Annotated in this window: 18 protein-coding genes; 8 read left to right on the top strand and 10 right to left on the bottom strand. The window is 63.1% G+C overall.

What is annotated here, in order from left to right; translation table 11 throughout:
* The first annotated feature begins 95 nt into the window (after positions 1-95).
* The 3 genes from AC10V3_RS09450 to AC10V3_RS09460 all read left to right on the top strand — a co-directional run bounded on the left by AC10V3_RS09450 (position 96) and on the right by AC10V3_RS09460 (position 4,518).
* The gene (locus AC10V3_RS09450) at positions 96-995 is read left to right on the top strand and encodes a LysR family transcriptional regulator (protein WP_022534973.1); all 900 of its coding nucleotides are present in this window, start codon (positions 96-98) and stop codon (positions 993-995) included.
* A 180-nt stretch (positions 996-1,175) separates the two neighbouring features.
* Positions 1,176-2,819 carry an AMP-binding protein gene (locus tag AC10V3_RS09455; RefSeq protein ID WP_349607000.1) on the top strand — a complete coding sequence of 548 codons (1,644 nt, stop codon included), beginning with the start codon at positions 1,176-1,178 and terminating at the stop codon, positions 2,817-2,819.
* 85 nt (positions 2,820-2,904) lie between these two features.
* The gene (locus AC10V3_RS09460) at positions 2,905-4,518 is read left to right on the top strand and encodes a GMC family oxidoreductase (protein WP_022534975.1); all 1,614 of its coding nucleotides are present in this window, start codon (positions 2,905-2,907) and stop codon (positions 4,516-4,518) included.
* 255 nt (positions 4,519-4,773) lie between these two features.
* On the opposite strand, the gene AC10V3_RS09465 is transcribed toward AC10V3_RS09460, so the two are convergent.
* From AC10V3_RS09465 to AC10V3_RS09510, 10 genes are read right to left on the bottom strand one after another with little or no spacing between them, the layout of a single operon-like run.
* Positions 4,774-5,763, bottom strand: coding sequence for an NADPH:quinone oxidoreductase family protein (locus AC10V3_RS09465; protein WP_022534976.1), 990 nt, complete (start codon positions 5,761-5,763; stop codon positions 4,774-4,776).
* A gap of 12 nt (positions 5,764-5,775) precedes the next feature.
* A complete protein-coding gene (locus AC10V3_RS09470) occupies positions 5,776-6,888 on the bottom strand; it encodes a CaiB/BaiF CoA transferase family protein (protein WP_022534977.1) in 1,113 nt (370 codons plus the stop codon).
* Positions 6,885-7,550 (bottom strand): 3-hydroxyacyl-CoA dehydrogenase family protein, encoded by a 666-nt coding sequence (locus tag AC10V3_RS09475; RefSeq protein ID WP_022534978.1) that lies wholly within the window; start codon positions 7,548-7,550, stop codon positions 6,885-6,887. The genes AC10V3_RS09470 and AC10V3_RS09475 overlap by 4 nt, the downstream gene beginning before the upstream one ends.
* Before the next feature lies 1 nt (position 7,551).
* Positions 7,552-8,427 carry a 3-hydroxyacyl-CoA dehydrogenase family protein gene (locus tag AC10V3_RS09480; RefSeq protein ID WP_022534979.1) on the bottom strand — a complete coding sequence of 292 codons (876 nt, stop codon included), beginning with the start codon at positions 8,425-8,427 and terminating at the stop codon, positions 7,552-7,554.
* A gap of 9 nt (positions 8,428-8,436) precedes the next feature.
* Complete coding sequence (locus AC10V3_RS09485; RefSeq protein WP_454751926.1) at positions 8,437-9,603, bottom strand: acyl-CoA dehydrogenase family protein; 1,167 nt, start codon at positions 9,601-9,603, stop codon at positions 8,437-8,439.
* A 24-nt stretch (positions 9,604-9,627) separates the two neighbouring features.
* Positions 9,628-10,383 (bottom strand): SDR family NAD(P)-dependent oxidoreductase, encoded by a 756-nt coding sequence (locus tag AC10V3_RS09490; RefSeq protein ID WP_454751927.1) that lies wholly within the window; start codon positions 10,381-10,383, stop codon positions 9,628-9,630.
* Complete coding sequence (locus tag AC10V3_RS09495) at positions 10,376-11,146, bottom strand: enoyl-CoA hydratase/isomerase family protein (protein WP_454751928.1); 771 nt, start codon at positions 11,144-11,146, stop codon at positions 10,376-10,378. The genes AC10V3_RS09490 and AC10V3_RS09495 overlap by 8 nt, the downstream gene beginning before the upstream one ends.
* Positions 11,147-11,148: 2 nt before the next feature.
* A complete protein-coding gene (locus tag AC10V3_RS09500) occupies positions 11,149-12,831 on the bottom strand; it encodes a class I adenylate-forming enzyme family protein (RefSeq protein ID WP_490923558.1) in 1,683 nt (560 codons plus the stop codon).
* 17 nt (positions 12,832-12,848) lie between these two features.
* Positions 12,849-13,628 (bottom strand): enoyl-CoA hydratase-related protein, encoded by a 780-nt coding sequence (locus tag AC10V3_RS09505; protein WP_454751931.1) that lies wholly within the window; start codon positions 13,626-13,628, stop codon positions 12,849-12,851.
* Between the two features lie 13 nt (positions 13,629-13,641).
* Positions 13,642-14,871, bottom strand: coding sequence for a CaiB/BaiF CoA transferase family protein (locus tag AC10V3_RS09510; protein ID WP_022534985.1), 1,230 nt, complete (start codon positions 14,869-14,871; stop codon positions 13,642-13,644).
* Positions 14,872-15,344: 473 nt separating this feature from the next.
* On the opposite strand from AC10V3_RS09510, the gene AC10V3_RS09515 reads away from it, so the two are divergent.
* The 5 genes from AC10V3_RS09515 to AC10V3_RS09535 all read left to right on the top strand — a co-directional run bounded on the left by AC10V3_RS09515 (position 15,345) and on the right by AC10V3_RS09535 (position 21,551).
* A complete protein-coding gene (locus tag AC10V3_RS09515; RefSeq protein WP_022534986.1) occupies positions 15,345-16,313 on the top strand; it encodes a Bug family tripartite tricarboxylate transporter substrate binding protein in 969 nt (322 codons plus the stop codon).
* Positions 16,314-16,326: 13 nt separating this feature from the next.
* Positions 16,327-17,649 (top strand): hypothetical protein, encoded by a 1,323-nt coding sequence (locus AC10V3_RS09520; RefSeq protein WP_454751933.1) that lies wholly within the window; start codon positions 16,327-16,329, stop codon positions 17,647-17,649.
* A 2-nt stretch (positions 17,650-17,651) separates the two neighbouring features.
* Positions 17,652-19,172, top strand: coding sequence for an FAD-dependent oxidoreductase (locus tag AC10V3_RS09525; RefSeq protein WP_022534989.1), 1,521 nt, complete (start codon positions 17,652-17,654; stop codon positions 19,170-19,172).
* Position 19,173: 1 nt separating this feature from the next.
* Positions 19,174-19,875, top strand: a complete 702-nt coding sequence (locus AC10V3_RS09530) for a maleate cis-trans isomerase family protein (RefSeq protein ID WP_022534990.1) — start codon at positions 19,174-19,176, stop codon at positions 19,873-19,875.
* 137 nt (positions 19,876-20,012) lie between these two features.
* The gene (locus AC10V3_RS09535) at positions 20,013-21,551 is read left to right on the top strand and encodes a 3-hydroxyacyl-CoA dehydrogenase (protein ID WP_490923560.1); all 1,539 of its coding nucleotides are present in this window, start codon (positions 20,013-20,015) and stop codon (positions 21,549-21,551) included.

Here is a 21,551-nt window from a genome sequence, read left to right on the forward strand (position 1 = left end):
TACATACTTGAGAGCCAGCGCCAAGGCTCCGTTACAGGCTGTGCCCAAACGCGATACGGGCACGGCAATCCCTTCTCACGCTTGCAGGTGCCTCAATGTCCAACGTTCCGCGCTTCGACCTGGTCGACCTCAGACTCTTCGTGGCGGTCGCAGAGGGCAACAGTCTCACCCGAGGCGCTGAGCGGGCGTTTCTGTCGGTGGCTGCGGCCAGCCTACGCATCAAGGGCCTGGAGGAAGGGTTGGGCGCGCAGCTTCTCTATCGAAACAAGCGCGGCGTATCGCCCACGCGGGCTGGTGAAGTGTTCGCGGAGCACGCGCGGCGCGTGCTTGCCGAGGTGGAGCAACTGCAGAGCAGCATCCAGCCATTCTCGCAGGGCGTGCGCGGCCATGTGCGCCTGTTCGCCAATGCCACGGCCATATGCGAGTTCTTGCCGGCGGTGCTGGCGCGTTTCTTCGAGACCCATTCCGCCATCACGGTCGATCTTCAGGAGCGCCTGAGCGCAGAGATCGTCCGAGCCGTGCTCGAAGGCATTGCCGATATCGGCGTCATCTCCGCACGCGTGGCCGCGGACGGGCTCGAGACGCTACCCTACAAGAAGGACCGCATGGTCCTGGCCGTTCCGGAAGGCCACCCATTGGCGGAGGTGCAGTTCATTCACTTCGCCGACACGCTTGATCATGAATTCATCAGCCTGGATTCACACAGCGCGACGTATTCCTATCTGCAGCAGGAGGTGCTGCAGCTTGGCCGCAGCATGCATCAGCGCATCCAAGTCGGCAGCTACGATGCGATGTGCCGCATGGTCGAGGCCGGCGTAGGCATTGGGGTGTTGCCCGAAATGGCGGCAAGCCGGCACGCCCGGTCCACGCGGATCAAGATCGTGCAGTTGCTCGACGACTGGGCCACCCGCGAGTTGCGCATCTGCGTGCGCAAGCAGAGCGAGTTGCCTGTATTCGCGCGGGAACTCATCGAATTTATCCTGCAGAACGACTGAACCAGTCGGGCCACACAAAGGTATTTTCGACGGGCCTAAAGCAGTCGTTTGTGAATCTCAAATTGCCGCCTTCGGCAGCGGCCACCAAACTATGACCTCGCGATAGAGGACGACAGCAATCGATACGGCTGTCTGACTCAACGTGCCCGGCCACGGCCTGGACGGGGGACTGGTGAGGTGATGCCGATGAAAACCCTGACTTATGTAAGTGAACAGTGCGCCCGGCGCTACCGATCTGCCGGCTGGTGGGAGGGGCGCACGCTTCTCGATGATTTCAATGCCGCAGTCGCGCGCCGCCCCTCGGCCACGGCTGTGGTCGGCCCGGACGGCCGGCGCATGAGCTTCGCCGAGCTCGATGAAGAGTCGCGGCGCGTGGCCGCAAGCTTCATGGCGATGGGGCTCGAACAGGGCGACGTGGTCTCGGTACAGCTACCGAACTGGATCGAATTCGTTACGGTGCATCTGGCTGCCACCCGCTTGGGCGCGGTGACGGCACCACTGCTTACCAGCTACCGCGAGCACGAGCTCTCCTACATCCTGCAGGTCTCGCGAACCTCGATCGCCGTCATTCCTGGCCACTACCGCGACTTTGATTTCCCTGCGATGTATGCCGGCCTCTGGCAACAGTTGCCGGAACTGAAGCAGGTGGTGGTCGTCAGCGGTGAAGCCCTGCCTTCGATGCGGACCTACGCCGAATCCCGCGCGTCGCCAGCGGCTGCTTTGCCAGCGAGGGAGGTGCGCGGTGACGCCGTGGCCGCCCTCATCTTTACCTCGGGAACTGAGGCCAGGCCCAAGGCCGTGATCCACAGCCACGACACAATGATGTACGGCACACGCACCATGCCGAAGCTGCTCGGGCTTACGCACGAGGACGTGGTATGGGCGCCAACCCCGCTGGGGCACGCAACCGGCTTCTTGTGGGGCATGCGGCTCGCCCTGACGCTGGGATGCAAGCTGGTGCTGCAGGATGCCTGGGATGCGGAGGATGCGCTGCGGTTGATCGAGGCCGAGCGCTGCACCTTCACGCTCGCGGCGACGCCTTTCGTGAAGATGCTCCTCGACAGTCCATCCGCCGGCCAGTGTGATAGCGCTTCATTACGCATGTTTGGCTGCGCAGGTGCACCGATTCCGCGCAGCCTCGGCCTGGAGGTCGAGGAAAAGCTTGGCTGCCGGCTGATTGGCATGTGGGGCATGTCGGAATGCTTCGTGGGCAGCGCGTCGCTGGCCACCGATCCGGAGGAAAAGCACTGGGGCACCGATGGGCGCGCCATGCCGGGCAGTGAACTGGCGATCTTCGACGAGACGCGCACACGCATGTTGCCGCCAGGGGAAATTGGCGAACTTGCAACGCGTGGGCCACACGTGGCGCTGGGCTACTTTGACGACCCACAGCGCACGGCGCAGGCCTTCTCGCCTGAAGGCTGGCTGTTTACCGGCGATCTGGCGACGCTGGACGCCGAGGGATATATGCGAATCGTCGGCCGCAAGAAGGACATCATCAATCGCGGCGGGCTGAAGATCAGTGCGCGGGAAGTCGAGGATTTCCTCCTGCAGCACCCATTGGTAAAGGAAGCCGTGGTGGTAGCCGTGCCGGATGCGCGCCTGGGTGAGAAAAGCTGCGCCTGTATCGTGCCTGACGGCCCGCGTGAGCCGACGCTGGCCGAACTGGTGCAGTTCCTGGAGGCACGTGGCATTGCCAGGTACAAGCTGCCCGAATCACTCGCCGTACTGGCGCGGCTGCCGATGACACCCAGTGGCAAGATTCAGAAATTCGCGCTGCGCGACGCCGTGATCAACGGCGGCTGCGCGGTGGAGACCATCTGAACGGACTGCACGCGTCCAGCTTCGCTCGTCCCACTACTAAATATTGGCGCGCTTGCCGCCCGTACTCGTGCTATAGGAGACAAAATTGAAACGAGATAACTACGATTATGTGATCGTCGGCGCCGGCTCTGCCGGTTGCACGCTCGCGTACCGGCTTTCGGAGAATCCCAATGTCCGCATCCTTGTGCTGGAGGCGGGCGGCTGGGATACACATCCGTTCCTGCATATCCCGCTTGCGTGGCCACATGTATTTTTTAACCGCATGAGCGACTGGATGTATTTTTCCGAGCCGGACGCCACGATCGCCAACCGGCGGCTCGATTGCGCGAGAGGCAAGGTCGTGGGGGGCTGCTCGACGGTGAATGGCATGACCTACATGCGCGGGCATCCGGGCGACTATGACAATTGGGCAAAGACACCAGGACTGGAGGCATGGGCCTATGACCGCGTGCTTCCCTATTTCCGCCGCACGGAGTCGTGGGAGGGCGGGGCGGACGCTTATCGCGGAGGTACCGGTCCGCTGACCACCCGCTATTCCCGCTTTGATGATCCGATATCAGAGAATTTTGTCGCCGCCGGCGTCGAGGCGGGCTACGCCTTTACGAAGGACTTCAATGGCGCCGAACCGGAAGGGTTCGCGGCATGGCAATCGACCATCCGTGACGGTCGCCGTTGCAGTGCGGCCGTCGCCTTTCTGAAGCCGGCGCTCAAGCGAGACAATGTCAAGCTCCAGACAAAAGCCCATACCACACGCATCGTGATGGAGGGCACAAAGGCGGTAGGGGTTGAGTATATTCAGGGAGGGCGATCACAGATCGCATATGCCGACAAGGAGGTCATCGTCGCTGCGGGTGCGATCAACTCGCCGCAGCTCCTGAACTTGTCCGGCATCGGTGATCCCTCCGAGCTCAAGGCGTTTGGCATCAAGACCGTTGTTGAACTACCCGGCGTGGGCAAGAACCTTCACGACCATATATCGGTCGGCGTCTCCTTTGCGCGCAAAGAGCGCAGCCCACTGCATCGCGCGATGCGCGCCGATCGCATCGTGCGCGAGTTGGGCAAGGCCTATTTTCGTGGCGAGGGCATCGCCACTGACCTTCCTTCCGGCGGCCTGGCTCACATCAAGAGTTCGCCCGACGAAACTCTGCCTGATATCGAACTCCTGACAGCCGCCGCGCCGAGCAACGCCGGGCCATACTTTCCGCCGTTCGTGCGCAGCTATACCGATGGCTTCATGATCCGGGCCGCCGTGCTTCGACCGGAAAGCCGCGGGCAGGTGCGCCTCGCCTCGGCAAGCCCGGATGTTGCGCCAATCATTGCGCAGAACTTCCTTGCCACGGATCGGGACCGCAAGGCCCTCAGAGCCGGCGTCAGGATGGCTCGCGATGTCGGACGCCAGAAATCGCTGGCGAAGATCGTCGACCGCGAAATCGCGCCGTCGGGCTATAGCGATGCCGAAATCGATGCGCATATCGGAGCGGCCGCGATCAGCGTTCACCATCCGGTGGGGACATGCAAGATGGGAAGCACGGACGACAGGATGGCCGTCGTCGATGCCGAACTGAGGGTGTTCGGTGTGCAGAATCTTCGCGTCGTGGACGCATCCATCATGCCCACGATTGTCGGCGGGGGCACAAATGCGCCCACCATCATGATCGCCGAGAAGGCTTCTGACCTGATCCTTGCTTCACACCGCTAAGACGCTGGCCCTGCCGGCCGTGGCGCCTTCCTGGATTCTGGCAAGAACGGCAAGCCAGGGCCAAGGAGGGCGCCGAGCCTGACGCCGGGGACACCCGGTGCTGTAGCACTCTCACCGCGCCACAAAAAATCCCCTTGCCTCGGAACGTAGGGCGGCTCGCCGCCCGTTAATACTGGCTTTGGTTCGCCATTCCAGCCACCAAATGCGATGCGGCCGTGGGAGATCCCCACGGCCGCATTGCCGAGACCACCAGGTTTAGTCCAGCGTCAAGACATATTTGCCGGATACCTGGCCGGAAGCGAGCTTAGCCAACGCCTGACCGGCGTGCGCCAGCGGCAAGGTGCCGGCGATCTTCGGCTTCAGCGCGCCTTGCTCATACAGCCGGAAGATTTCTTGTTGCACAGCCAGCACCTTCTCGGGTTGGCGCTCGCGGTAATCGCTCCATTGCAGCCCGCTGACAGCGATGTTCTTGACGAGAAGATAGTTGACCTTGACCTCGGGAATCCGTCCTGCCGCGAAGCCAATGACCACGGCCCGGCCGCACCATGCCATCGCGCGCAGCGCGGCATCGAACACGTCGCCGCCTAGGGTATCGAGCAGGACATCCACACCGTGTCCGGCCGTGGCGATGCGTACCTGGTCGCGCAGCGATTCGCGCAAGTCCGGGGCAGCGAGGTCGATCACCGCATCCGCGCCCAGTTGTCTTGCGGTGTCCACATGCTCGGCGCCGCTGACTCCGGCCAGCGCGATACCGCCCAGGCCCTTTACGATCTGGATCGCCGCCGAGCCGACGCCGCCGGCGGCACCGGTGACGAGGACTGTCTCGCCTTGGCGGAACCCACCGCGTTCCATCAGCGCGAAGTAAGCGGTCTGGTACACCAGGCCCATCGCGGCTGCGTCCTCGAACGACATGGCATCCGGGATGCGGAAGCACGATGCGGCATCGACGCTGACGAGCTCGGCGTAGCCACCGTACTCCAGCTGCGCTACCACGCGGTCGCCGGGCCGGAACCCGGTCACGTCAGCGCCGACCGCCAACACCACGCCGGCGGCATCCTTTCCCGGCGCGAACGGCCGTTGCGGAAGGATCTGATATTTTCCCTGCACGACCAGGACATCGGGATAGTTGACGGCGGCTGCACGCACGCCAATCAGTACATCGCTTTTGCCGAGCCGGGGATCGGGCAAATCGCCGACGGTGACGGATTCAGGAGCCGTAAATTCCTCTATGACAATAGCTTTCATAATCGATGGACCTCAGCGATCAAAACGTTGATTGTGCGCACCAAGCGCCGGCGCAGGCGCTACGCGCTCCGTGCCGCGGAAGGCGGCGTCCACGGGGACCGGCAGTGCCGGCATGGTCGCGCCGGCCACCGTGGTGACGGTGCGATCGAACAAACCTCGCTCCTGGAAGTGAGGGTCATGACGGGCCTCCTGCAGGCTCACCACCCGGCTCGTGCAGACGTCCTGCCCGGCAAAGCGGTCTTCCCAGTAGGCCACAGGATGTTTCGCAATGGCGGCGGCAACCGTGTCGACCGCTTGCGCCGGTGGCAACGCCGCCAGCGCGCCGGCATCGAGCCCAACCAGCGCCACGAAGTTGCCCCAGAACTTGTCTTCCAGCGGCGCCGCTGCCAGGAAGGCCCCATCGGCGGTGCGGTAGATCTGGTAGCGCGGCGTACCGCCCGTGACCAGTTCCGATGCCGTTCCGGGCCAGGATCCGAGCGCGCCGTTGCCAAGTCCCCAGTATTGGAAGGTAAAGAGGTTGTCCGCCATGGCCACGTCCAGGTGGACACCCTTGCCGGTCTGGTCGCGCTGACGCAGGGCGAGGAGGATGTTGATCATTGCCGGATAGGTGCCCCCGGCGATGTCCGCAATCAGGGCGGGCGGCAAGACCGGCGCACCATCGTTGCCCGCGGTCAGCGACAGCATGCCGGCCGCGGCCACGTAGTTGAGGTCATGCGCGGCTTCCGATGCGCGCGGGCCGCGCTGGCCGAAGCCGGTAATCGAGCAGTAGATCAGACGCGGGTTGATTTCGGCGAGCGCGGCATAGCCGAGTCCGAGACGAGCCATCACGCCGGGACGGAACTGTTCGATCAGCACATCGGCCTCACCAATCAGCGGCGTGAGTTGCGCCAAGGCTTCAGGCGACTTCAGGTCGATTGCGACGGACTGCTTGCCACGATTGAGCAGCACGAAGTTCGCGCTGTCGTCATCCACTTTCGGCGCATAGGAGCGCATCTCGTCGCCACGATCGGGACGTTCGAGCTTGATGACCTCGGCACCGGCTTCCGCAAGCAGCAACGAGCACAGTGGTCCGGGCAATAGCGTGCTGAAATCCAGCACCTTCACGCCGGCTAGCGGTTGTGTCATGGCTTGCCCCTGGATGCGTGCTCGGATCGGAGGGCGGCCACGCGCGCGCGCCGAGCCGGCGCGTAGGGTTCCTGTCCCAGCGCCTCGTAGAGCGCCTGCGTGACCCGGAAGTGGTGGGCGAGACCGGTGCGCTCCAGCAGCGAAATCGGTCCTTCGGGATAGCCAAGACCCAGGCACAGGGTCTTGTCCAGATCGTCCGCGTGCGCGAGCTTTTCATCCAGGCGCCGCAGGGCCGCGTTGAAGTAGGGACGGATGAGCCGGTCGACGATTCGGCCCGGGAAGTCATTGCAGACCGCAACGACCAGCCCGGCCGCCTGGAAGGCAGCCTTGGCTGCCGCCACGGCGGCGGGAAGGGTGCCCGGTTGCTTCACCAGTTCGATCAACGGACTTGGATCGGCGTCGCCGAGCCGGAAGCGGGCAAATCCGACCACGTTGGAGCCCTCAAGGCCACGGCTTTCGCCGGTGTAAATGCCGAGGCATTCCGTGCCCAGTTCGATGGCAACGAATGTACGGTACTCATGTCGGACACCGTCTGTGTAGGCCTTACCTGCATTGGCCCCAAGATAAATGACGCCTTCGGCGTCCTGCGATGCCGATTCGAGGAACGGGTGGGGCGAGGGAAAAGACCGGCTGCTGCCGGCTTGAACGATTTCATAGCGCATATCAGGCTCCAAACATCTTGGTGTCGCCATAGGTGTGGAATCCCACGCCTGTCTTCTTGCCGAGGCGGTTTGCGGCGATCATGCGACGCACCAGCGGCGGGCAGGCCGCGCGCGGCTCATGGGTCACGCCATGGAGGGCTTCGCACAGCAGCTTCTGCGTGTCCATCCCGACCAGGTCGAGCAACTCGAGCGGGCCCATCGGATAGCCGAGCGCGCTCTTGATGGCCAGGTCAATATCGGCTGGCTCGGCCACGCCTTGCTCGACCAATCTGATGGCATCGTTGTTGAACGGGATCAGGAAGTAGTTGAGGATGAAGCCCGGGGTGTCCTGCGTGGTGACCGGCTTCTGGCCCATCGCCTCCGCGAATGCCCACGCCTGCCGGAACGTGTCGTCCGATGTGGCTAGTCCCGGCGACATCTCGATCAGCTTCATCAATTGCGCCGGAAGGCAGAAGTGCATGCCGACAAAACGGTCCGGCCGTCCCGAGCCGCCGGCGATCTCGGTGATCGAGATCGTCGAGGTGTTCGACGCGAAGATCGTGCCCTCTGGGCAGACCTCATTGAGTTGGTGGAACAACTGGTGCTTGACCGAAAGATCCTCGAAGATGGCTTCGATGACGATGTTGCAGCTGGCGAGGCCGGCCAGCTCGGTGGTGCCTTGCCAGCGCTCCATCGCCGCGGCCGCGGCGCCTGCCGGCAGCTTTCCGCGTTCTTCGGATTTCCTCAGGAACGCCTCGGTCTGGCCGCGGGCGCGGTCCAGCGCTTGCTGCCGCGTGTCGAACACGATGGTCCGGAAGCCCGCGCGCGCCGCAACGATCGCAATACCCGCGCCCATGGTGCCGGCGCCCGCGACGCCGACGGTTTGAATGATTGTCACATCTATCTCCTATTTCTTGAGGAAGCTGCGCCCGATCAACTGACGATGGACCTGGTTGGTTCCCTCCCAAATCTGGGTGATCTTTGCGTCGCGCATCAGCCGTTCGACGCGGCAGTCATTGCAGTAGCCGTAGCCGCCAAACAACTGCACCGCATCGGTGGTGATGCGCATGGCGGCATCCGTGGCACGTTGCTTCAGCATCGAGGCTTCGATGCCGAAGTCCCGATCGCCGGCGTCTACCATCTCGCCTACCCGCCACAGCCACGATTCGCAAAGCGCGAGTTCCGTCGCCATGTCGGCGAGCATGAACTGGATGCCCTGGAACTCCAGGATCCGCTTGCCCGACTGGCGCCGCTCGTTGATGTAGTCCACGGCATCATCGAAGGCGGCCCGTGCGATCCCAAGCGCGTGTGCCGCGACGCTTGGGCGTGAACGGTTCAGCGATCCGAACAGGATCTGCAGGCCGTCACCGGGATTGCCGATCAGGTTGGCGCGCGGCACCCGGCAATTGTCGAACGCCAGGCTTGCTGTGCTTGATGCCCGCGTTCCCATCTTGTGCTCGGTGCCGAGGACACGTAGGCCTTCCGTGCCTTTTTCGAGGATCAGTACAGAGATTGCCGCTTTCGGGTCGCTGATGCCTGACCATTTCCCGAACACCAAGTACAGGTCCGCCACGTCGCCATTGGTAATGAAGGTCTTTCCACCGTTGATGACGATGTCATCGCCATCGGGTGTAAAGGTGGTGCGCATGCCGGTGGCGTCCGATCCGGCAGATGGCTCGGTGATGGCCAGCGACGCCAGTCCGCCGTCCGCGATGCGCGGCAGCAGGCGCTGCTTCTGCGCCTCGCTGCCGAATTCGATCAGTGGTTTGATCGCGTGGAAGTTTGTCGCCCAGATAATGCCGGTGGACGCACAGGCTTTCGAGATCTCGCGTACACAAGCCAGGTAACTGAGGAAGGAGAGTTGCGCTCCGCCGTAGCTTTCCGGGATAAACATCGTATTCAGGCCAACTTCGTTGATGGCCTTGACGTTCTCCCAGGGAAACGCGGCCGAGCGGTCATGCTCGGCCGCACGCGGCGCGATCTGGCTGTTGCAGAGTTCCTTGACGCTGTCGAGCAGCATCGTTTCCTCGGAAGACAGCGGCAGGCGCGCGTCCAACCGTTCCAGCATGTTCATGGTCATTCTCCGATCTCGCCCCGGCTACAGGGCCATGCCCTGGCCACCGTCGACGTAGAGCGTTTCGCCTGTCAGGAAGCGGCCAGGAAGTTGGAACAGCTTGGCGGCGAGATGGCCGATATCGCGGGATTGTCCGGGGCCGCCAACGGGGATCCGCTTCTTCAGGAACGCGTGCAGCGCGCCCTCGTTAAGTTCGTCACGATTGAGGTCTGTTTCGATATAGCCCGGCGCGACGTTGATCACCTGGATGCCATCACGCGCCCACTCCACGGCCAGGCAGCGCGAAATCGCGCCGACCGCGGCCTTTGACGCGCAATACGCCGCATTGCCACGCACGCCGAGCTTGTCGTAGAACGACCCGATGTTGACGATCAGTGCGGCTCCCGCTTCCCGCAGATAGGGATAGGCCACCTGGCTGGCGAGCAGCACCGACGAAGCGTTGGTTTGCATCACTCTTTCAAAGTCCGCAATGGGAAAGGTTGCCGACGGACCCTGCAGGTGAACGCCCGCGTTGTTGACAAGACCGATCACCGGCTTGCCGAACAGCCCGGGCACGGCCGCAACTGCAGCCTCGATCGACGCGCGCTCAGTGATGTCGCAACGCAGGGCGGCGAGCCGCTGCTGGCAGTCTGCATCCAGTCCGTTGGCATCAGGCAACTCGCCGGAACGCGAAAGACAGGCGACGTGCAGGCCGGAACGCGCCAGTTCGATGGAGATCGAGGCGCCGATACCGCGGCTGCCCCCAGTGACAATGACAGTGCCTTCTTTGAGCTCAGGCATCCTTGAACTCCGGTGAACGCTTCTCAATGAATGCGCGCATGCCTTCGACCGAATCGGCCGTCTGATAGGCAAGGGTGGAGAGGTCGGCTTCGATCTCGAGCCCCTGGTCAAGTGTGGTTTCCGCCCCACGTAAGACCGCTTCGCGGGCAAACTGGGACGCGCAACGGCTGTACCCGACGAAATCGGCCATGAATGCCTTGCCCAGTTCAGCAGGGTCGCCATCGGCTACCACGCGGTTTACAAGGCCCCAGCGTTCTGCTTCGATCGCATCGACCGTGCGGCCTGACATCACCATTTCCAGTGCCCGGGCTTCGCCAATGAGGCGCGGCAGGCGCTGCGTGCCGCCATAGCCCGGGATGAGACCGAGCTTGACTTCCGGCAGCCCCATTCGCGCATTGATGGTGGCGATGCGGAAGCTGCATGCCATGGCAAGCTCAAGCCCTCCACCAAAGGCGTATCCATGCAGGACCGCCACCGATGGGATGGGCAATCTGGCCAGCTTGTCAAAAGTCCGCTGACCGAACTGGGCACCGAGTCGCTGCTCCATTAGGCTGCGGTTCATCAATTCCTTGATGTCGGCTCCCGCGCAAAAAGCCTTTGGCCCGGCACCGGTCACGATCAGCACGCGCGCATCCGAGGCGCGTATCTGATCGAGGGTGTACGACAGGGCCTCGATCATAGTGAACTGCAAGGCGTTACGCGCGTCAGGCCGATTAAGGGTGAGGATGGCGTAGGGGCCGTCAAACTTGATTTCAATCGACATGGTCAGGCTCCTGCAGTGGCGCGCGTGCGGTAACGAACAGCCGCTGGCTTCAGCTCGCCTCGCATGGTCATCTCGACCAGATCGCGCTTGAGAATCTTGCCGCTGGGCGTCAGGGGGAACTGATCCAGGCTGAGGAAGAATTCCGGCATGTCGTATTTTGACAAGCCACATTCGGCCAGATGGGCCAGCATGTCATCCGGGTCCAGTTCCAGTCCGGCGCGAAGCACCACCGAAAGGCAGACCTTTTCGCCGAGGCGCTCGTCCTGCACCGCATACGCCGCGGCACGCTCCACGACCGGATGCCGCATGGCCAGTTCCTCGATCCGCGCCGGATGGATGTTGTGCCCCCCACGGATGATCAGGTCCTTCTTGCGGCCGACAATCACGATGCAACCGTTCTCGTCTATCATGCCAAGATCGCCACTCATGAACCAACCGTGACGGTTGAATGATGTCTCAGTGGCCACCTGGTTGCCGAAGTAGCCGAGCATCAGCAGCCCGCCGCGTCCGCCGATCTCGCCGACTTCGCCAATCTCGGCTTCGACGTCGGGGTTGTCCCGGTTCCACAGCCGTACCTCATAACCGCGACAGGCACGGCCGCATGTCGACACGATCGTATCGGCGCTATCGGACGGGATGGTGTAGTTGTGCGAGCCGTTCTCTGTCATGCCGTAGACGTTCTGCGGCGTGACGCCCAGGCTCAAGAATCTCTGCGCGACTTCCTGCGGAATGGCAGCGCCTGCCATGTAGAAGGTGCTAACCTCGCCCAGCGACGATACGTTGCCATCTCGCATGGCCTGCAGGATGTCCATGGCGTGGGTCGGAACGCCCATCACGTATGTGGCACCGGTTTCAAGAATCCGGTCCAGCGCCTGCTTCCCGGCGCGGAGATTGGTCATGACCAGCTCTGCGCCGGATACCAGTACCTGCTCAAGCGCGACGGTTCCGATGTGGTGGCTCATCGGGCTGAGGGTCAGCAACGTGGTGTCGGCGGTCTGTCGCCAGTCGTCGACTAGCGCCCGTCCGTTGGCCAGCAGCGTGTTGTCGCTGTGCATGACGCCTTTGGGCTGCCCCGTGGTACCGGACGTAAAGGCCAGGTACACGATCTTGTCGGGGTTCAGATCGGCGTGCGCGCCCGCTAGCGGTGCCTGACGGCCTGGAAATGACAGCGCACCTGCCGCAGTGGCATCGTCCTCCTTCTTTGCATTGGAGAGGGCGTAGATCGCGCGTAGCGTGGGGATGTCGTTCACGCGCGAGAAGACCGAACTCTGGCTTGCGTCCGCGCCGTAGCCCGCCATGGCAAACAAGGCGCGACATTGGATGCGGTTAAGCAGTGTGCAGATCTCGTCGACCGTGTAGTTCTGGTGCAGCGACGGGCAACAAACGTAGCCATTGCGGGAGCATGCGAGGAACACGATGCTGGCCTGCACGACATTGGGCAGCCAGATTCCCACGCGGTCACCGGATTTCAACCCCTGGCAGTGGAGGGCCTCGGCGACGCTGTCGGCCCAGTCGACAACCTCTCGCCAGGTGAGGCGGACATCGTCGTCGCGCAGCGCGTAGGCAGTGGGCCGCTCGCGCGCGTGGCGGCGGGCAAGCGTGTAGAGAGTTTCCTGCTGCCAGATCCCGGACAGGTAGTAGTCTCGCGCATGCTGCGGATTATGCAGTGTCAGGATGTTTTGCATGATGATCACCGGGGGCATCAATGGCCGAACTTCGATGGGTCCGGCTTGCGGCGCTCGGCAAAGGAAGCAGCGAGTTCGTCATGTTCGCTGGAATCCAGATAGCCACGCAGCAGCAGGTCATGCGCCATGCGGGATAGGCCGCTGACGCCGCCGTGGCGGGCGTTGAAGGCGCTTTTCAGCGAGGCCAGTGCGAAGGCACCGCGTTCGGCAACTTCGAGGGCATATTCCCGCGTGGCAGCCGCCAACTGGTCGTCGGGGACCACGCGGTTGATCAAGCCAATTCCCAGCGCCTCGCGCGCGGTGATCTTGGGATTGCAGTACCAGATGTCCTTTGCGCGCTTCTTTCCGACCAGGTCTTCCAGGTACCAGGTGCCATAGCCGGCATCGAAGCTGCCCACCATCGGGCCGACCTGGCGGAAGACCGCGGATTCCTTGGCGATGGTCAGGTCGCAAACCACCTGCAGCACGTTGCCCCCGCCCACGGCGAAGCCGTTCACCGAGGCAATCACCGGCTTTTGCAGCCGATCGATGCTTTCATACATCTCCAGCGTCGGCAGCACGCCGGCATAGAGCGTCGTGTCCTGCATGCCGCCCTTGCGACCGCCGGTGCAGAAGAACTTGTCGCCCGCACCTGTGATCACGATGACACGAGTCCGCGTCTCGCGCCGGATCTCATTGATGCAATCACGGATCTCATGGCACATGGTCTCGGTGAACATGTTGCCGTCCTGGGGGCGATTCAGCGTGATGGTGCCGACCGGACCGTCTTCCTTATATAGGATTTCGGAATAGGGCATTTTTGTCTCCTGGTTAGACGATTTCTGAGTCGATGAGGCCCGCGACGCAAGTCGCGGACATGGATAGTTCTTCCCTGAGAATGTGTTCGGTGTCTTGCCCCAGCGCCGGCGGCGGCGTACGGAAGACCGCGCTGGCGCCGTCGAAGCGAATCCCCAGGCCTACCTGGGGAACCAGGCCTGCCGAGCCCTGGGCGGCGAAGAACATGCCGTCCTCGCGCAGCGGGTTGTCGTTGGCCAGCTGATCGATGCTGTTGATCGGACCGGACGGAATCCGATGCTGTGCAAACAGCGACAACCAGTGCTGGCGCGGCTGCGTGGCCAGCAGTTCGGTGATGACCTGAACGATGGCGTGGCGCGCTGTGCGCCGTTCGGCATTGGTCGCGAATTGCGGTTGCTGGCCGTAGTCCGGGCGGCCCACCGCGGCCCAGAAGCGCTGCCAGATCGCATCGTTGCCAAGCCCGAGCGTAATCGGGTAGTCCGCGGTATCGAACACCTGATAGATGGCGATGACCGAATCGGTTCCCCCTGAGCGGTTGGGCGGCTCTCCCGAGCCGAGGTAAGGCACAATCCGCGGTGACATGAAGCGGGCCATGGTTGCCACCATGGAAATGTCGATCTGTTTGCCAGCGCCGGTGCGGGCGCGTTCGAACAGGGCGGCCAGCGTAGCCATGGCGATATCTTGCCCAGCGAGCAGATCGGCAGCGGGAGTCCCTACCTTCTGCGCAGGGCGATCCGCCTCGCCGGTCAGATGCATCACACCAGAGTAGCCTTCGGCAATCAGGTCATAGCACGGCAGTTCTGCTCGATCTCCCTGCAAGCCGAAGCCCGTCACCGACACATGGATCAGCCGTGGGTTGAGGCCGCTCAGTGTGGTGTAGTCGAGGCCGAGCTTGTCCTGTACGCGCTGAGAAGTGTTCATTACCACCACGTCGACGCTGCGCACCAGATCGTGCGCCACGCGCCGACCCTCCGGCCGCGTCAGGTCGATGGTCATGCTGCGCTTGTTTCGATTCATGCTCAGGAACCAAAGCGACTCGCCATCGAGGAACGGCGGACCCCAGCTGCGCGTGTCATCGCCGCCGTGGCGCTTCTCTACCTTGATCACATCCGCGCCCAGGTCGGCTAGCAGCAACGTGCCGTACGGGCCAGCCACCGAGGTTGTGAAATCCAGCACGCGGATGCCCTGCAGGCACGAGAGGCCGGCACTTGGGGCTTGGAATGGAAGTGTCTTGAGTGTGTCCATTTCGGATTGGAGCAATGCAAGGGGGCCTCCATACTGCAAGGCAAGGTATCAAGTGCCCAGCGGCTGGCGGGCGACGATCACCGGATCGTGCATGCCATGAATGGGCCGGAGCGGGTGTTCGAAGTGTGTCCGCTCCGGCGGATCGCGGCAATTTGACATTGGTTAAGCAGTGCTTTTAGCCGACCAAAAACAAGGCTCGGTTTGAGGCCTTGCTACCGGGAGCGCGTGCAGCCGTGTGTAGGGGATCTGGGCATCTGGCGTATGTGCGGCTTACGCTTTGCTTTGGATAGCTAAAAGCACCGCTTTGCTAATCTCAAATTGCCGCCTTCAGGGGACCAGCGCAAACTATCGTCAAGTCGCCACCCAGGTGGCTCTCGCGTTGCGCCAGGCAGTTCCGTTATCCGCCTGCCTGTACTCGAAAGAATTTGCACAAGGAAACGGGCTGCATGCGCGCCCGAACTAAGGAGACGACGGTGCGTAAGATTTTTCAGGTTTTCGCAGCAAGCCTGGCCTTGCTGGCGCTCAGCCCGGCACTACAGGCCCAGGGCTACCCCCAGAAGCCTATCCGGTGGATCGTTCCATGGCCGGCTGGCGGCGGCGCCGATATCGTGGCACGACTGATGAGCACCAAGTTGGGCGAGGTTCTGGGACAGCCCGTCATCGTCGACAACCGTGCCGGTGCTGCAGGCAATATCGGCGCCCAGGTTGCCGCACAGTCCGCGCCGGATGGATACACCATCGTCTTTGCGTACTCCGGCACGCACGCCGTGAATCCGCATCTCTATAAGAAGATGTCATTCAAGGAAAGCGACTTTGTGCCGGTCATCCTGCTCACGTCGGTACCGCAGGTGTTGGTGGTCAACTCCACCGTGTCAGCAAAAAATGTGAAGGAGTTGGTTGCCATTGCCAAAGCCCGGCCGGGCTCCATCAACTACGCGTCCAGCGGCAACGGGTCGATCAATCACCTGGCCGGTGAGATGTTCGCGCGCATGGCTGACATCCAGCTGCTCCATGTGCCATACAAAGGCGGCGGGCCGGCATCCACCGCGCTTCTGGCGGGTGAGGTGAACATGATTTTCGGTGAGCCGGGAACGGTGATACCGCTGATCAAGCAGGGGAGAGTGCACGCGCTTGCCGTATCAAGCCGAAAGCGAGCCACCAGTCTCCCTGACGTGCCGACCATTGCGGAGGCCGGCCTTCCTGGCTACGACGTCACCTCGTGGAACGGCGTGCTTGCGCCCGCAGGCACGCCCGCGGAAATCATCATCCGCCTGAACCAGGCCTTCAATCGCGTCTTGGCTATGCCTGAAGTTCGCCAGGCAATGCTGGAACGAGGCTACGAACCGGTGGGCGGAGAGCCCGGCCAGTTTGGCAAGCACATTCAGCAAGAGCTTGCGAAATGGGGCCCAATCGTCAAGCGCATCGGCCTGCAGATCGACTGAGGGTGCCAAAGCCATGATCTTCATGAGTCAGAGCGGGCTGACAGACCTCGGCCGCAAGGCCGAATGGGACCGCTGGTACGAGGAGCATCTGCGCATCATGGTCACGGTTCCCGGGATCCACTCGGCGCAGCGCTTCGAGACCAACCATCCTGATTGGCCGCCATCGTTGGCGATGTACACGGTTGCGTCGGCCGCTGTCTTTGAAGACCGCTATTACCAACAGGTCAGAGGCATGGGCGGCTGGCTTCCACTGATCGACAAGCGCTTCTATCGTCGAACGCTGTTTGACGGATTGCAGCAGGCCCCGTTGGTCAAGCAGGCCGCGGTGTTGGTAGTGACGGACCAGGAGCAACACCGGGGAGTCCTGCAAGGGCTTCGATTCCTGTGGCTGGACGCCGTTGGCCTGGACCAGGCGACGCCATGCCGCGGCATAGCCGTGGTTGCCTGTGACAGCGCCCAGTCCTTGGAGGGCGTCGTGACGTCGCTGTCTACCAGCCCTCGACACCACAGTACACAGCACAGGCGAAACGCCAATGCCAATGAGCGGGAGCTCCGGCAGATTCTCGTGTGGTTGCGATGCAGGCGAACGCCTGCAACGGACCGTAGCACTCCACCCGAAGGGAAGAGAAACATGTTGAAAACACCTGTCATGCTGACTATCTGGACCGACATCGCGCCACAGGATCGCGACGAATGTGACAGGTGGTATATCGAGAAGCACATTGCCGAGCGCATGGGTGTGCCGGGGTGGCTAAGGGCGCGGCGCTTCACTGCGGCCACGCCAGACACAAATCCCCAAACCTTGGCCCTTTACGAGATCGCCAGCGTTGAGGACCTGCTGTCTGATCATTACCTGTCGCTGCAGCGCAATGTGGATGCACAGGACCAACGGATGCGTGCGGCGTTCCGCAATGTCGCGCGGGCCTCGCTGCTGCTGACCCACAGCATCGGTCCTGGCGACGGCGGCGTGCTTGTATCCGCGCGCTTCTGCGCACCACAGGACGCACATGATCGCGCCTGTGCACGCAAGCTGCTCGTCGAAAGCGTGATGCCGCGCTTGGCCAGCATGACAGGTGTGACAGGCGTGCACTTGCTTACCGCATCACAGGAACTTCGGGCGCGCCAGGACCTGCATCGGAAGTCCGGCGCCGACGACGCGCCGGTCGACTGGGTCCTGTTGCTGGAGGCCACGGAGGAAGACCGGGCAGATGCGGCCTGTCATCAGTTGCTGGAGGACAAGAACGCTGCCGAGGTCGGCCTCGGTGATGCCGTCACAGGCACCTACCGTCTGATGTACGCGGCCACGAACACCGCATCGATCGGGCAAGGGATTTGAAAATGACAACGAAAATGGTCACTGACGTACTGGTCATCGGAGCAGGAGGGGCCGGTCTGGCCGCCGCCTACGAAGCCGCGAAGATCGGGCGTAATGTGGTGATACTGGAGAAGAACCCACAGCCCGGCGGCTCCACGTCCTGGTCTGTCGGCTCCGTCACGGCAACCAACACGCCGCATCAACGCAGCGCGGGCATCCAGGACAGTGCCGACGCGCACTTCGAGGACCTGGCGCTGCACGCTGGCGCACTGGCTCCGCGCGACAACCTGAAATTGCGGCGGATTCTGGTCGACCACAGCAGCGACATGCTGCAGTGGCTGATCAACTTGGGCGTGGTGTTTGTCGGGCCTCAGGAGGAACCTCCGCATCGTGTGGCACGTATGCACAACGTGGTGCCCAATTCCAAATCCTTTGCTTACCACCTGACCCGGCACTGCAAGGCCATGGGGGTGGATATCCTGGTGAACACCCGTACAAGTGGCTTCATTGTCGAGGACGGCCGTGTGATCGGTGTCCAGGCCGAAGGGCCTGACGGTCGCAAGCGTCGAATCGTCGCCCGGCATGGCGTTGTCCTGGCCTCTGGTGACTACAGCGGTGCGGAGGATCTCAAGCGCAGTCTGGCGTCAGAGGCGGTCGTTCCGGTCGAGCCGGTCAACCCGACGGCGACCGGCGACGGCCATCGCATGGCGCTGGCAATCGGCGCCCGCATCATCAACGGCGACATCGTCCGCGGGCCAATCATGCGATTTATCCCGCCTACCCGACGCAATCTCGTGCAGCGGCTGCCTCCGGCCAGCGCTATCGCCCGGCCCATCGCCTGGGCCATGAAGCATCTTCCCCAGAAGGTGCTACGGCCCTTCCTGATGAGTTTCCTGACCACCGCGCTGGGTCCTTCGCCGGATCTGCTGCGCCAGGGCGGCATTCTGATCAACCAGCAGGGACGTCGCTTCACCGATGAACTGGGAGCGCCCGCAGCCGATGTCGCGCGCCAGCCCAACAAGGTCGCATGGATCGTCATGGACGAGGCGATGGCCAGCAAGTTCAAGCAGTGGCCATTCTTTGTCTCGACCGCTCCGGGCGTGGCCTACGCGTATTTGAAGGACTACGAGCGCAACCGGCCGGACATATTCCACCGCGCCAGCACCCTGGAAGGCCTGGCCGACAGTATGGGGGTGCCTGCAACTGCGCTGCGTGATGCTGTCAAGAACTACAACGCCTCGCCGGAGAGAGGTGGCCGGCCAGCATTAAATACAGGGCCCTACTACGCGCTGGGTCCCATCAAGAGCTACGTGGTGTTCACCGACGGGGGCCTGCTCGTGAGCGAGCGGCTGGAAGTGCTGGACGGCAACGACGCACCTATCCCGGGGCTGTACGCCGCCGGATCGGCCGGGCAGGGCGGGCTACTGCTCGAAGGTCATGGACACCATCTCGGCTGGGCTTTCGTGTCGGGCCGAATTGCGGGGCGCAATGCAGCATCCTCGCCAGCAACCACTACTGTTTCATCCACTCCAGTGAGTATCTGAAATGAGCCGAATCGGTCTGTTCGTACCGTCGTCCAACACCACCGTCGAACCGGAGTTCTATCGCGCGCTGCCGCCGCATGTCACCCTGCATGTGGCGAGGCTGTACCTGACGCAGATCGCGACGGACTCCATTGAGAACGTCGTGCGTGATATTGAAACCCAGGCTCGCAACCTGAGCAGCGCGGATGTCGACGTTTTGGTGCTTGGCGCAACGGCTCCAAGTTTTCTCAAAGGATTGGGCTATGACCGCGAGGTCACCCGGCGCATCGAAGAGGCTTCGGGAAAGCCAGCCACCACGACCTCCACGGCGTTGGTGGACGCCTTGCACCATATGGGCATAGCCCGGGTCGCACTGGGTGCTGCCTATGACGATCGCGTAAACGGCATTGCCAAAGGCTTTTTGGAGGCAAGCGGCTTCGAAGTTGTCCATGCCAAAGGTCTCGGCCTTGTCGACAACCTGGTCGTCGGACGTCTGGAGGCCAGCAGCGCGCGAGACCTGGCACGCGAAATCGACAGGCCGGAGGCTCAGGCTATCGTTCTGGCCTGCACCAACTGGAAGACGATGGACGTACTCGCGGAATTGGAGCAGGAGCTGGGCAAGCCGGTCATCTCCACCACGCAGGTCAGCATTTGGGCCGCGTTGCGGATGATTGGCGAGAAGGAGGCCATCGAAGGGTACGGATCCCTGCTGCGCACAATGTAAATGCGATTTTTGGCCGGATAGCCGCGCCGCGTTGGCGTGGGCGGCCGTCCCCCGTCGCCTTCTGCGAGCCGGCCTCACCTGAATGCCTTCGACGTCCCCCTCGAATCGTTGCCGCAACGCCTTCCTCAAAAACACCAATGAACGCATCTTCCACCCCCGACTCCGGAATCCATGTCTTGGGCATCGTGGGCACCGGCGCCATGGGCCGCGGCATCGCGCAGATTGCCGCCCAGGCTGGCCTGACCGTCAACCTGTACGACGCCAACCCGCAAGCTGTGGCCGCCGCCCGCCAGCACCTGCAGGACACGCTGGCCAAGCTCGCCGACAAGGGCAAGATCAGCGCAGCCGATGCCGAGGCCACGCTGGCCCGCGTCAAGCCCTGCGGCGCGGTCGAAGACCTGGCTGGCTGCGACATGGTGCTGGAAGCCATCGTCGAGAAGCTGGAGGTCAAGCGCGACCTGATCGCAAGGCTCGAAGCCGTGCTGCGTGAAGACGCCATCATTGCCTCGAACACGTCTTCGCTGTCGATCACCGCGATCGCCGTGGGTGCCAAGCACCCAGGCCGGATCGCCGGCTACCACTTCTTCAACCCCGTGCCGCTGATGAAGGTGGTCGAGGTCATCGACGGCCTGTCGGGCAACCCGGCGGTGGGCGACGCGCTGATGGCGCTGTCGCGCCGCATGGGCCATACGCCGGTGCGCTGCAAGGACATGCCGGGCTTTATCGTCAATCATGCCGGCCGCGGCATGAATATCGAAGGCCTGAAGGTGGCGCAGGAAGGCGTGGCCGAGTTTGCCGACATCGACAACATCATGCGCGAGCAGGCCGGTTTCCGCATGGGGCCGTTCGAGCTGATGGACCTGACTGGGCTGGACGTGTCGCACCCGGTGATGGAATCGATCTACAACCAGTTCTACCAGGAACCGCGCTACCGTCCCTCGCCGATCACGGCGATCCGCTCGGTCGGCGGACTGGTCGGCCGCAAGGCTGGCGCCGGTTTCTATTCCTACGCCGATGGCCAGAAGCAGGTGCCCGCCGCTGCCGTGGTGCCTAGCGCCTGCCTGTCGAGCGTCTGGGTCAGCCACGAGAGCGAGCGCGGCCACGCGATGGTGACCAAGCTGCTGGGCGCGCTGGGCGTGACCCCGGAAGGCGGCAACAAGCCGTCGGCCGACGCGCTGATCATCGTCACGCCGCTGGGCCTGGACGCCACCACCAGCGCGCTGCAACAGGGCCTGGACCCGGCCCGCACCGTCGCCATCGACACGCTGCTGCCGTTCGAGGCCACCAAGCGCCGCACGCTGATGACCACGCCGGCCACCAGCGCCGCTGCGCGTGACGCCGCGCACGGCCTCTTTGCCAGCGACGGCGTGCCGGTCACGCTGATCCGCGACTCGGCCGGCTTTGTCGCGCAGCGCGTGCTCTGCTGCATCATCAATATCGCCAGCGATATCGCGCAGCAGCGCATCGCCACGCCGGCCGACATTGACCTCGCCGTCAACCTGGGCCTGGGCTACCCCAAGGGCCCGTTGGCGCTCGGCGACGCGGTCTGCCCGCAGCTGGTGCTGGAGACCCTGCGCAATATGGAAGCGCTGACCGGCGACATGCGCTACCGCCCGAGCCCGTGGCTGTGGCGCCGTGCTGGTCTCGGCATGTCGCTCTTGATGGACGAGGCTTGA

This window comes from Cupriavidus sp. PB-02 (assembly GCF_058252315.1).

Excerpts from the sequence above, each read along its gene's own strand:
- AC10V3_RS09475 (WP_022534978.1), bottom strand. The coding sequence starts at position 7,550 with ATGCGCTATGAAATCGTTCAAGCCGGCAGCAGCCGGTCTTTTCCCTCG.
- AC10V3_RS09530 (WP_022534990.1), top strand. The coding sequence starts at position 19,174 with ATGAGCCGAATCGGTCTGTTCGTACCGTCGTCCAACACCACCGTCGAA.
- AC10V3_RS09485 (WP_454751926.1), bottom strand. The coding sequence starts at position 9,603 with ATGAACATGCTGGAACGGTTGGACGCGCGCCTGCCGCTGTCTTCCGAG.
- AC10V3_RS09465 (WP_022534976.1), bottom strand. The coding sequence starts at position 5,763 with ATGAAAGCTATTGTCATAGAGGAATTTACGGCTCCTGAATCCGTCACC.
- AC10V3_RS09500 (WP_490923558.1), bottom strand. The coding sequence starts at position 12,831 with ATGCAAAACATCCTGACACTGCATAATCCGCAGCATGCGCGAGACTAC.
- AC10V3_RS09505 (WP_454751931.1), bottom strand. The coding sequence starts at position 13,628 with ATGCCCTATTCCGAAATCCTATATAAGGAAGACGGTCCGGTCGGCACC.
- AC10V3_RS09520 (WP_454751933.1), top strand. The coding sequence starts at position 16,327 with ATGATCTTCATGAGTCAGAGCGGGCTGACAGACCTCGGCCGCAAGGCC.
- AC10V3_RS09525 (WP_022534989.1), top strand. The coding sequence starts at position 17,652 with ATGACAACGAAAATGGTCACTGACGTACTGGTCATCGGAGCAGGAGGG.
- AC10V3_RS09455 (WP_349607000.1), top strand. The coding sequence starts at position 1,176 with ATGCCGATGAAAACCCTGACTTATGTAAGTGAACAGTGCGCCCGGCGC.
- AC10V3_RS09450 (WP_022534973.1), top strand. The coding sequence starts at position 96 with ATGTCCAACGTTCCGCGCTTCGACCTGGTCGACCTCAGACTCTTCGTG.
- AC10V3_RS09490 (WP_454751927.1), bottom strand. The coding sequence starts at position 10,383 with ATGCCTGAGCTCAAAGAAGGCACTGTCATTGTCACTGGGGGCAGCCGC.
- AC10V3_RS09535 (WP_490923560.1), top strand. The coding sequence starts at position 20,013 with ATGAACGCATCTTCCACCCCCGACTCCGGAATCCATGTCTTGGGCATC.
- AC10V3_RS09470 (WP_022534977.1), bottom strand. The coding sequence starts at position 6,888 with ATGACACAACCGCTAGCCGGCGTGAAGGTGCTGGATTTCAGCACGCTA.
- AC10V3_RS09495 (WP_454751928.1), bottom strand. The coding sequence starts at position 11,146 with ATGTCGATTGAAATCAAGTTTGACGGCCCCTACGCCATCCTCACCCTT.
- AC10V3_RS09510 (WP_022534985.1), bottom strand. The coding sequence starts at position 14,871 with ATGGACACACTCAAGACACTTCCATTCCAAGCCCCAAGTGCCGGCCTC.